At 46.6% G+C, this 11,689-nt stretch carries 9 protein-coding genes; all 9 read right to left on the minus strand.

Features of this window, described 5'->3' with window-relative positions; translation table 11 throughout:
* Positions 1-30: 30 nt before the first annotated feature.
* The 9 genes from FHW36_RS08015 to FHW36_RS08055 all read right to left on the minus strand — a co-directional run bounded on the left by FHW36_RS08015 (position 31) and on the right by FHW36_RS08055 (position 11,684).
* Positions 31-1,035 carry a 2-hydroxyacid dehydrogenase gene (locus tag FHW36_RS08015; protein ID WP_145665113.1) on the minus strand — a complete coding sequence of 335 codons (1,005 nt, stop codon included), beginning with the start codon at positions 1,033-1,035 and terminating at the stop codon, positions 31-33.
* A 49-nt stretch (positions 1,036-1,084) separates the two neighbouring features.
* Positions 1,085-2,104, minus strand: coding sequence for a zinc-dependent alcohol dehydrogenase family protein (locus tag FHW36_RS08020; protein ID WP_222429004.1), 1,020 nt, complete (start codon positions 2,102-2,104; stop codon positions 1,085-1,087).
* Between the two features lie 21 nt (positions 2,105-2,125).
* Entirely contained in the window at positions 2,126-3,250 is a 1,125-nt protein-coding gene (locus tag FHW36_RS08025; RefSeq protein ID WP_145665116.1) for a site-2 protease family protein, read from the minus strand.
* Between the two features lie 93 nt (positions 3,251-3,343).
* Positions 3,344-4,111, minus strand: a complete 768-nt coding sequence (locus FHW36_RS08030) for a polysaccharide deacetylase family protein (protein ID WP_145665119.1) — start codon at positions 4,109-4,111, stop codon at positions 3,344-3,346.
* A 6-nt stretch (positions 4,112-4,117) separates the two neighbouring features.
* Positions 4,118-4,762, minus strand: a complete 645-nt coding sequence (locus FHW36_RS08035; RefSeq protein WP_145665121.1) for a hypothetical protein — start codon at positions 4,760-4,762, stop codon at positions 4,118-4,120.
* Positions 4,763-4,774: 12 nt separating this feature from the next.
* A complete protein-coding gene (locus tag FHW36_RS08040; protein ID WP_145665124.1) occupies positions 4,775-5,587 on the minus strand; it encodes a universal stress protein in 813 nt (270 codons plus the stop codon).
* A gap of 199 nt (positions 5,588-5,786) precedes the next feature.
* Positions 5,787-8,186 carry a phosphoenolpyruvate synthase gene (gene ppsA, locus FHW36_RS08045; RefSeq protein WP_145665127.1) on the minus strand — a complete coding sequence of 800 codons (2,400 nt, stop codon included), beginning with the start codon at positions 8,184-8,186 and terminating at the stop codon, positions 5,787-5,789.
* Between the two features lie 121 nt (positions 8,187-8,307).
* On the minus strand, positions 8,308-10,833 hold the full coding sequence (mgtA, locus tag FHW36_RS08050) for a magnesium-translocating P-type ATPase (protein ID WP_145665130.1): 2,526 nt from the start codon (positions 10,831-10,833) through the stop codon (positions 8,308-8,310).
* Between the two features lie 8 nt (positions 10,834-10,841).
* Entirely contained in the window at positions 10,842-11,684 is an 843-nt protein-coding gene (locus FHW36_RS08055) for a universal stress protein (protein ID WP_145665133.1), read from the minus strand.
* Positions 11,685-11,689 lie beyond the last annotated feature (5 nt).

The following is an 11,689-nucleotide window of genomic DNA, read 5'->3' on the forward strand; positions in this document are numbered from 1 at the left end:
GGAGTTTTGATAATGTAACAGATGAAAATGTCATATGAGGGCAATATTGTTAAGCTCATTTGGACAGGTTTCGTTCATTTCCCAATCATGAAAATTGTTACAGGTAGTTGTGGCGATATTTTGCAGCGCTTCGTGTGTTGCAAACCCCTGGTGTGGCGTTACCAATACATTGGGCATATTTAATAATTTGTCCAGTATTTTGTCTGCCGGTTTTTTGTTGCGGAGATCTTCAAAGAATATTCCTTTCTCATTTTCATAGACGTCGATGCCCAGGTAGCCTATATGCCCGGTTTCCAGGGCATCGATAACATCTTTTGTATTAATTATAGCGCCCCGGGACGTATTAATCAGCATCACGCCTTTTTTCATGGACATGATCGCTTTTTTGTCGATCATGTATTTGGTACCGCTATTTAGACCTGTGTGCAGGGTAATAATATCGGAGTAGCTGTACAATGTTTCCAGATCTGTATATCGCAGTCCGAGGTTTGATGCCAGGCTGTTATTTCGCTCAATATCATATCCCAGCAATTGACAACCAAAACCATGTAGTATGGTAGCAACAACGGCGCCTGTTTTACCAGTACCAATGATGCCAACAGTTTTTTGATGCATATCAAATCCGACCAGGTTCCGGATGGTAAAATCATACTGATGAACCTGGCTGTTGGAGAGCCTGATTTTCCGGTTCAATGCCAGCATCATGCTTACAGCATGTTCGGCAATGGCATAGGGCGAATAAGCAGGTACATTAGCTACACGTATGCCTAATTGAGCGGCCGCTTGTAAATCGACATTGTCATAGCCGGCGGCGCGGATGGCGATGTAACGGATACCCTGTAATGAGAGCTTTTGCAGGACAGGCGCCCGGGCGTCATCAGAAGTGAAAATGCAGATTCCATCGCAACCTTCAGATAAGGCAACGGTTGTTTCCGTAAGGCGTTTGGAGGTCGTTAGAAGGGAATAATGTTTTGCGCAGGTATCATCGAAATAGGGCTGTTCGAAATCCCGGAGGCTATAGATGAGTATTTTCATGATGATTTGTTATGATTAAGCTTTCGCCCTGTGTGTAGTGGCGGGGTTATCAATTATCTGTAACAAGTACCGCAGCCCCTTTAATTTTACCACTACGCAGCTGGTTCAGCGCTTCGTTTGCCTGGTGTAGCGGAAAGAGCTGGACGGTAGTAGTGAGGGGTATTTCCGGTGCAAGTTGAAAAAAGGCGGTAGCATCATCGCGGGTAAGATTGGCTACCGACTTAATGGTTCGTTCCTCCCAGAGCAGCTGGTAAGGAAATGAAGGAATGTCGCTCATATGTATGCCGCCACATACGACGATGCCTCCTTTATCCAGGCGTGACAATGATTCCGGTATAAGGCTTCCGTCAGGTGCAAAAATGATAGCGCCGTCTAGTATTACCGGTGACGCCTCATTTGAGTTTCCAGCCCATATAGCGCCAGCTTTTTTGGCAAATACCTGGCCTGCAACATCTCCTGGCTTTGTGAATGCATAAATGTTCTTATTTAGGTAGGTAGCGATTTGCACTAATATGTGCGCTGCAGCGCCAAAGCCATAAATGCCGATGTTATGTGCGGTTGGGGGGATCATCCGCCAAGAGCGATAGCCGATCAATCCGGCACACAGAAGCGGGGCAGCAGGTGCGTCCTGGTATAATGCTGGCATCTTTACGCAGTAAGATTCCCATGCCACCATGAATTCTGCATAGCCACCGTTAACGGTGTAACCCGTAAAAAGTGCCTGTTCGCACAGGTTTTCCTGCTGTTGCCGGCAATACCGGCAGTGGCCACAGGTGTGGGCCAGCCAGGGCACACCAACGATTTCCCCATTTTTTAGTGATCCTGACGGTGATCCTGTTGCTACTACTTCACCGATTACCTCATGGCCGGGAATTAATGGCAGGATAGGATCAGAGAGCTCTCCATCAATAATATGCAGATCTGTACGACATACTCCACAGGCACGCACTTTTATGAGTACCTGTCCCGGCTGCGGAACAGGGATGGGTAAGGTTTGCATGGTGAGTGGCGCACCAATTTTTTCTATTACCATTGCACGCATAGTGCCTTCGGGTATGTACTGATCCATCACTATTTATTAGATAAATTATTATGATGTTGTTTGCCAACCGCCTTCGTGACTGATAGTGGTATCTGTTTGCTGCTCATGTACCAGGGAGTACTCTGTAAGGTTATTAAGACTTACTACACCCGAGAGATGACCGCCTTTTAATACCGGGAATATTTGTGAAGGATTGACCAATAATTGGTCCATTACGTCCAGGACAGCAGTATCCGACTGTAATATAGTCTTATTGTTACCAACAATACTTCTTAATGGCTCACTTCTATGGCCTTTTGCGATTGCCTGGAGCACGTCGTTACGCATAACGACGGACGGAGGCATATTATCATCAGTTACTACGAAACAAGGATTGGCATTACGAAGCAACACATTGGCAACTGTTTGCAAAGGCAGTCCGCCAGGGAGTGTTACGAAATGGGTAATGGCGATATCCCGGATGAGCAGGCCCGCAGCATGGTAACGAAGGTAGGTGGTTGTTTCTTCTGCCTTGCCGCTTACCATAATGAAAAAACCGATGATAGGCAATAACAGGTTGAAGGAAGCAAGGCCGGTAATAATAAACAATACCGCTATGATGCGCCCCGTAAAGGCAGCGATCGCCGTAGCCCGTGGGTAACTGGTACCCAGTGCCAGTACTCCCCGGAAAATACGGCCGCCATCCATCGGAAACGCGGGTATCAGGTTGAAAACAGCCAGTAAAATATTTACAGTATGGAGATAAAGCAGGAAATTGGCGCCGTTCAGATTTGTAAAAGTGGTCCAATATTTCCAGAATGGGACATAGTGGGGGATAAAGGGTAGCAGCATTGCTGCGATGACTATATTTACGAGAGGACCAGCGATACTGATCTTAATCTCCTGGATTGGCTGCTCAGGAATACGCTCCATATTGGCCATTCCTCCAATAGGCAGCAACATGATACTTTTGGTATGGATGCCATATTTCGCTGCCGTAAATGCATGCCCTAGTTCATGCAATATTACGCAGCTGAATACAGCTATTATTCCCAGTAATGCCCACAAAGTACTGGAGAGAGTTTCACGCTGAAGTGCCATGACAATTAGTATCAGTGCCATTAGCAGCGGAAACGACCAGTGAATAGAGATGTCGATTTTACGGATGCGGAAAAGGGTTACAGCACTTTTCATCTTTTCTCGGTTTACCTGCAAGCTATGGCGAAATAGGTACTTTGAAAATGATGATGGTCAGTATATCGCGTGATTACTGTCAGTCGCCCGAAATCACCGGGCTGTTTTACCGGTGGAAGGAAAGGTTGCTTTCATTTTCTGCAGCAATTGTGTGCCGGACCAGTTGCCTGCTACAATCATTCTCCTGATAGTAAAGCGGGGTTCCTGGCTGTTTTGTGCATTACTTAACTGGAATGCTGTTGTGAAACCATGGGCTTTAATTTGCTGTATGGCAGCTATATTCCATTCCCCATAGGGATAGGCAAAACAGTTTACAGGTTTTCCTGTAATTTTTTCCAGGATTGCCTTGGGTTTTGTAAGCTGTTGCTGCCAGTCGATAGTGCCGGTACCAAGTGGTTGGTGATCCCAGGTATGGCAGCCAATTACGTGACCATTATCTGATAGTGTTTTTATCTGTGCTGCTGATAGATAATGTGGTTTGCCAATGGTAACGGTCATAACAAAGAAAGCGCCCCTGAACCCCAGCTGCTTCAATAGTGGTGCCGCCAGTGTAAAATGTTCCAAATGGGAATCGTCAAAGGTGATCATAACCGGGTTGGCTGGTAGTTGTGTGCGGCCTTGCATCCATTGCAGGAGGTCGTCGGGGGAAATACTATGATAGCCGTTCGATGCCAGGGCATGCAGCTGCTGTTCCAGCTGGCTGGCGCTGATCCGCAGCGGGCCGGGTTTGCCGTCACTGCCGGAAAAAATGTTGTGGTAACAAAGTATGGGGATTTCCCTTTGTAAGTTGTTATCCTGGCATACCGTCTTTATGCAAATGGGAATACAGGCCACCAATAAAAGAATGAGCTTCGTTTTCATTGTAATTTATTCTAAATCACTTGGATATTGTTGTTTTAATATACCTGCCCTTTTCATACGTTTTACGACCTGTCTTCCGTAATGATGACTGAACCGCTTTACGGAATTGATATCCAATGCTGATGTTTGGAGTGTGTAAACCCGTTGACCATTGGTCATATCGTACAGGTTGCTCTCCCAGTAAAAGATGGTATGATCAGGGTCGTAATCTGAAAGCGTGCTTAATAGAAGTGCCTGGTTATAGTATTCTAAAGAGTAGTCGGAAGTTACGTCCAGGAAGTAATAGTCAAGAATCCATGGAATATGGTAGCGTTCTTTAGCGGTGCTATACAGTGTAATGGTCAGTATGGCATCTACTTTTTCTTGTTGCAGCAATGCTATGGCTGTTTTTTCATCCTTTCCTTTAAGTGCCTCACTGTAAAGCGTATTAGATGATAGCATAGTGGTATAGCCCATTGCCGCAATATCATTGGCGAGGTGTGTTTCAAGTGATGGTCGCCATTGTTGCATAGAGGCAGGTAAGGATGCGAATACCAGTATGTGCCGGTAGCGATAAGGATGAATATCCGGCGATTGCCACTCGCTTGTAATATGGGTGGCGGTGCAGCCACCTAGTATTAATAGGAAAAAACACCATTTGTAAATTCCCATATCACGAATCATTTAACGGTGTGCAATGAATACCGGGATATGGTGCTCACTGATCACTTCCGAAGAAAAACTCTTCCTGAAGAGCTGTGATAATCCCGATCTACCGAAAGCGCCACATACCAGGAGGGGGTGTCCCTGTTCTTCCGCCCAGGTGTCGAAGTACTTTTTGAGTGTTGCAGGCAATACTTGGATATCAAGCTGAGAATAATGCCTGGCAGCTAATTCTTTAATATATTCCTGATCAGGAATCTCTGTATGATTTTTACTGGTTGCGTATAACAGTACTGCTTTCCTGTTGCACAGCTCGGGAAATAATGCTGCAAATGTTTTAATTGCATAAGTAGCATCATCGCTCCCATCATAAGCCAGCAAGATGGTTTCAGGGAATACGCAGGATTCCGGTGTAATAATGACCGGACATGCAGTGTCGTGCAATGCAATTTCCAGGTAATCTTCAGTACCTCTTTGCTGGTAGAATTTTTCACTTCCCAGTATCAACAGGTCGGCAAAGCGTGTTTCTTTCTTCAATTCCCACAATGTACCATCGTATAGGTTTTTATGTACCCTGTATTCAATATGCTTCTTTATACAAGTTTCTTCAAATTGTTTGATGTTTTCTTCTATTTCTTTTGTGGTAGCTGCCTCTACCAGGGGGGCGAAAGGGGCGCCATCTGGTACAGCATAACTCCAGGCCATAGAAAAATCAGTTTGTGGCAGAAACACACCTACTAATAAAATTGGAGCAAGTTCATTCAGTTTGCCCGCAAATTCAAGCGCTCCTTTTGAAAAATTGGTGCCGTCGAAGGCAATCAAGACCTTTTTCATATTGATTTTTGATATAAAATTAGCTTGCTGAAGGAAAGGAAAGAATGACTTGCAGCAAGATATTGGCTGATTATGATCAGTACTATACCAGCGGCCGGATTAAGATTAATCCTTGTCTGAAATCTGCCATGTTTTTGCTTAATGAATAGTAATGGAGGGAAAAGAATGCCTGCTAAATTTTTATAGCAGGCATTGCTTACTATAACAGTACTGGCAGGGGAAGCTCACCTGCTGATTGCTTTTCTTCCGCATTCCGGATATTTTCAATGCCTTTCAGCAAAGCGTCTGGATTAAATGAAATGCTGTCTATGCCATGTGCTACCAGGAAGCTTGCAAATGCGGGGATATCGCTGGGGGCCTGTCCGCATAGTCCTATCCTGGCGCCTGCTTTTTTAGCATTATGCAGCATCATGCTGATCATCTGCATAGCAGCAGGATCTTCCTCATCAAAAATGTTGGCGATCAATCCTGAGTCGCGGTCAATGCCCAGGGTAAGTTGGGTGAGGTCATTTGACCCGATAGAAAAACCGTCAAATATATCGGCGAATTTTTCAGCTTCCAGTACATTGGAAGGTATTTCAGCCATTACATACACCTCAAGTGCGTCTTCTCCCTGTTTCAAACCGCAGGATGCCATTACCTGCAATACTTTGCGTCCTTCATTTACGGTGCGGCAGAAAGGTATCATCACTTTTACGTTGGTGAGTCCCATTTCATTCCTTACCCGCCTGATGGCGGCGCATTCCAGCGCAAAACCTTCCCGGTACAACGGGTGATAATAGCGGGAGGCGCCCCGGAAGCCGAGCATCGGGTTTTCTTCTGAGGGCTCAAACTCTTTACCACCGAGCAATTGCCGGTATTCATTGGTTTTGAAGTCGCTCATCCGTACGATGACATCTTTGGGGTAGAAGGCAGCGGCAATGGTGGCAATACCTTCAGAGAGGCGGTCGATAAAGAATTGTTCCTTATTGCCATAGTCTGCTGTGAGTGCTGCGATCTTTTCTTTTGCTTCCTGGTCTTTTAAAACATTGTATTTCACCAGGGCCATGGGATGAATGTTGATATACCGGGTAATAATAAATTCCATGCGAAGTAATCCCACACCGTCATTAGGAAGAAGAGACAGTTGAAATGCTTTTTCCGGATCGCTGATGATCAGCATGGCAGCTGTGCCTTGAGGCATTTTTACCTGGCTGTAGTCGGAGGTTGTTTTTTCAATTGGAATAGCGCCATCGTATACAAACCCGGTCCTGCCTTCACAGCAGGAAACGGTAATGAGCTGTCCGTCGTGGATAGTGGTGGTGGCGTGTTGGGTGCCTGTAATGGCCGGTACGCCCATTTCTCTTGCAACGATGGCAGCATGACTGGTTCTTCCGCCGCTATCGGTAACAATGGCGGCGGCCTTTTTGAGTAATGGATCCCAATCGGGGCTAGTATTGGTAGTAACAATGATTTCGCCGGCATTCAGGCGGCCGGCATCAGTGGGCGAAGCCAGCACACGTGCGGTACCGCTGATGGCCTGGCTGCCAATGGCTTCACCCGATACAATGCGAAGCCCCTTGTCTTTGAGCTGGTAGGTGGTAACATGTTGCGGCTTTTCCCGGGAGTGAATGGTTTCAGGCCTTGCCTGTATCAGGTACAGCTCGCCGTTGATACCATCTTTAGCCCATTCAATATCCATCGGGCATTGATAGTGTTGTTCGATATCTACCGCCCACCTGGCAAGCCTGGTAATTTCTTCATCAGACAATACATATTGGGCTTGTTTATAGTCGGGTGTTGGGATGTTTAACGTTGCTGTAGTGGCGCCATAAACCAGCATTTGCGCTTTACTGCCTTTTTTCCGTTGGATAATTGCCTGTTTACCCTGCTGGAGAGTGGGTTTGAATACATAGAATTCGTCCGGTACAACAGTTCCCTGTACGATATTTTCTCCAAGGCCCCATATGCCGGTGAGTAGTACTACATCACGGAAACCTGATTCTGGTTCCAGGGTAAATCCTACGCCGGAACAGGCCAGATCAGAACGTACCATTTGTTGTACCCCTGCGCAGAGCGCCACTTTATTGTGGTCAAAATGATTGTCTTCCCGGTATTTGATAGCCCTGTCTGTATATAAAGATGCATAGCAACGATGTACTGCGTCGATTAACGCTGTTGGGCCTTGTATGTTCAAAAAAGATTCATGCTGCCCTGCAAAGCTGGCCTGCGGCATATCTTCTGCAGTAGCGCTACTTCTCACGGCTACAGCGGCAGGCGTACTACCTGAAAGGGTTTGGTAGGCGCTGAGGATTGCTTGTTTCAGGTCATCCGGAAATGTTGCCTGAAGTATCAGGTTACGGATGGCGGCGCCAATGGCAGCAAGATTGGAATAGTCTTGACGGTTCAGTGTTTGCAATAGTATTTCCAGCTGACCGGTAAGCTGGTTGACATCAAGGAAATACCGGAATGCCGCAGCGGTGGTGGCAAATCCATCTGGCACGCGGATACCTTTACCCTTTAACCCCGATATCATCTCGCCGAGAGATGCATTTTTTCCGCCTACTTCCGGCACATCGCTCATGCCAATTGCAGAGAACTGTTTAATGAAAGTATTCATATACTGAACTTTATAACAAGATTCCTGAAAAAAAACTGTTCATCCTATGACAGCAGTCATGCTGGTGCGTGATGTCAGTCATGGCAGGAATTATTGATCACCACCTTTAATCTTCAGATATTTATACCGCTGCGGCCTGTTTTTTTGAATGATAGCTATATAATAGCCGTTTGGTAATTTCTGCGCATATAAGGTATACGATTACTATGGCGCAGATATACAACATGATATGTGATGGAAGCGGTTTGAAGCCCATTAATGCTGCGAATGGCAGGTAGGGAAGGATCCAGCCAACAGTAAGGCATAGCAGCGTACTGATAACCAGGGGCATGGCAGGTTTGCTCTGTACAAAAGGTAATTTCCTGGTGCGTATGATGAATACTACCAATATTTGCGTGGCCAGCGATTCCATGAACCATCCTGTTCTGAACTGGGCTTGACTTACAGGAAAGGCGTGATACAACAGGAAGAAGATGATGAGGTCGAATACAGAACTCAGCAAGCCGAATATGAGCATGAAATTGCGTATAACAGCCATATTCCACTGCTGCGGATGATAGAGCATATCGGCGTCGTTGTTGTCGGCAGGAATAGTGATCTGCGCGGTATCGTAAAGGAAGTTATTGAGCAGGATTTGTACCGGCAGCATAGGCAGGAAAGGTAAAAATACCGCGGCTACAGCCACAGAGAACATATTGCCAAAGTTGGAGCTGAGCCCCATCAGGATATATTTCATGGTATTGGCAAATGTTTCCCTGCCTGCAATAATGCCATCGTAAAGGATGGAGAGCTGTTTGTCGGTAAGGATAATATCTGCAGCATCTTTTGCCACATCCGAGGCGCCGGCAACAGAAATGCCTATATCAGCGGCTTTTAGTGAAGGAGCATCGTTGATGCCATCGCCCAGGTAGCCTACTGCTCTATGGTGTGTTTTTAAAGCATGAATGACGCGATTTTTCTGGTCTGGTGAAAAACGTGTGAAGATGCTGATATTGCGTACTTTTTCCTGTAATACCACATCAGTCATTTGGTCCATCTCAAAACCCTGCAGGATGCCTTTTACAGGCAGGCCTATTTCCCGGCATATTTTTTCTGTAACCAGGTAATGGTCGCCGGTAATAATTTTTACGTCCACGCCTATCTTCTCCAGCTCGGCGATCATAGTAGCGGCATCGTCACGCGGTGGGTCGAAGAAAACCGCCAGTCCGGCAAAGGACAGGTCGCATTCGTCGCTTTCGAGGAGATTTTTGCCGCTTTGCAATGATTTCGAAGCGATAGCCAGTACCCGCAAGCCGTCCTGGCTTAACTGCTCATAAAGGAGCTGTATTTGTTTGGTGGTATCGGTATCTACATTACAGACTTTTAATATTTCTTCCGGCGCTCCTTTACAGATCATGGTAAAGGTATCGCTGTGTTTTACCACTACGCTCATACGTTTCCGGTTGAAGTCGAAGGGTATCTCATCAGTTTTCTCAAACGAGGCAATATCAGGTGTTCCTGCGGCCATTACCGCCTGGTCGAGCGGGTTAATGGTACCTGTTTGCAGGGAGCTATTCAGATAGGCCAGTTTGAATACGTCTGCAGATACTTCTCCTGTGGCGTTTACACATTTTACGAGGCTGATCTGGTTGGTGGTAAGGGTACCGGTTTTATCTGTGCATAGTACATCCATACTACCGAAGTTAGGAATGGCTGCAATTCTTTTTACGATAGCACCTTCGCGCGCCATTCTCATGGCTCCCCTGGACATAGCCACACTCATTACCATGGGCAACAGCTCCGGGGTAAGACCCACTGCAATGGCTACTGCGAACAGAAAAGACTGGAAGATGGAATGGTGACTGATAGCATTTACCACGAATATGAACACCACCAGTATCAATGTTACCCTGGTGATCAGCAAACCGAACTGCCGCATGCCCCTGCCAAAATCTGTCTCTTCCTGGCCGCTATTGAGTTCATCGGCAATGGTACCTATCATTGTTTTCCGGCCAGTGTACAACACAATCGCTTTCCCGGTACCGGAGATAACTCCGGAGCCCATGTAGCACATATTTTCAAGGAAGGTATCATTGTTGGCTGTAACCGGGATGGTGGCAGCATTTTTTTCTACCGGGAATGACTCGCCGGTAAGTGAAGACTGGTTCACAAACAGGTCGTGGGCTGCTATCAGCCGTACATCTGCCGGTATGATGTTGCCTGCACGTAAAGAAATAAGGTCGCCCGGACAAAGCTGGGAGGTGGCTATATCGTAACTCTCCCCGCCGCGGGTGACAGTAATTTTACTGCCGAGCGTTTTTCCCAGCGTAGCTGCGGCATTCCTGGCACCCCTTTCCTGCATGTAATCCAGCGATATACTGAGCAGGATGATGACGAAGATGATAACAGCATTCACAGTTTCTCCCATCCCCGCCGAGATGCCGGCTGCTGCCAGCAGGATCAGTACCAGCGGATTTTTGAAATGGGATAACAACTCAGCTAGTTCGGTTGCGCGCTTTTTACTGCCAGTTACATTAGGCCCAAACTGCCGCAGGCGCCCGAGCGCTTCCTGTTCCGTAATACCCCGGATGATGCTGGTGTTTAGTAGCTGCTCAATTTCTTCAGGGGGTAGGGATGCGGTATGTGGCAGTTGGATAGTGGATAACATTATATATGTTATTTACTATGTGCAATAAATAATGGTACACTTGTTCCTTCCACCAAGATGTCGGCCATGCTGGGACGAAGCCAACGGGAGATACCGCTTCTGGCATATGCGCCGAGTACTATGAGCGTATTGCTGTTCATTTCGTTGACTAGCTGAACGATCTCATCTTCCGGTATTCCTTTCAATACGTTGTAGTGCGCATCTGGAAAATGCCGCTTCATAAATTCTTTCATCAATTTGCCGTCTGGCAGATGGAAGTCCTCCGCTGCGCTTTTAACGGTAATAACTTCTATAGGCAGCTGTTTCATACCTGGCAATAAGTAGTCGAACATTCTCACCGCTTGTACCGATGCGGGTGAGCTGTCGAACAGTAAAGCGATTTTGCCTATAGGCTGATAGGGATCGGGCACCATGAGTACCGGGCAGGCGGCATCTGCGAGCAGGTGTCGGATAAATCGGGAGGGAGCTTCTTCCTGGGAACGGGTAAAGGATTCATGGGCGTCAATGACCAGTAAGTCGGCGTAAATGCTTTCATGCAGCAACTCTTCAATAGCAATATTTTTATTGCGATGTATGGAGTAATTCAGCCCAGCGCGTTGGCAAATCTCTTCGAAACGTGCCACAGCATTATCACGCAGGTTTTTATCGTGCTCAGATAACGCCGTAATCCTTTGGTCGGTCACTTTACCCGCTTCGTCTACCAGTTCATAAAAGCCATAACTGCGATAAGTGAAATCTTCCAGAAAGACACCCACCAGGTGCGATTTTTCACTTTTGGTGACGGCGATGGCATAATCTACGGCATTCTGACGGAAGCGCAGGCCATCCAATACTACAATTATCTTCTTCATATACT

The organism is Chitinophaga polysaccharea (genome assembly GCF_007829335.1).
Classification (GTDB): Bacteria; Bacteroidota; Bacteroidia; order Chitinophagales; family Chitinophagaceae; genus Chitinophaga; species Chitinophaga polysaccharea_B.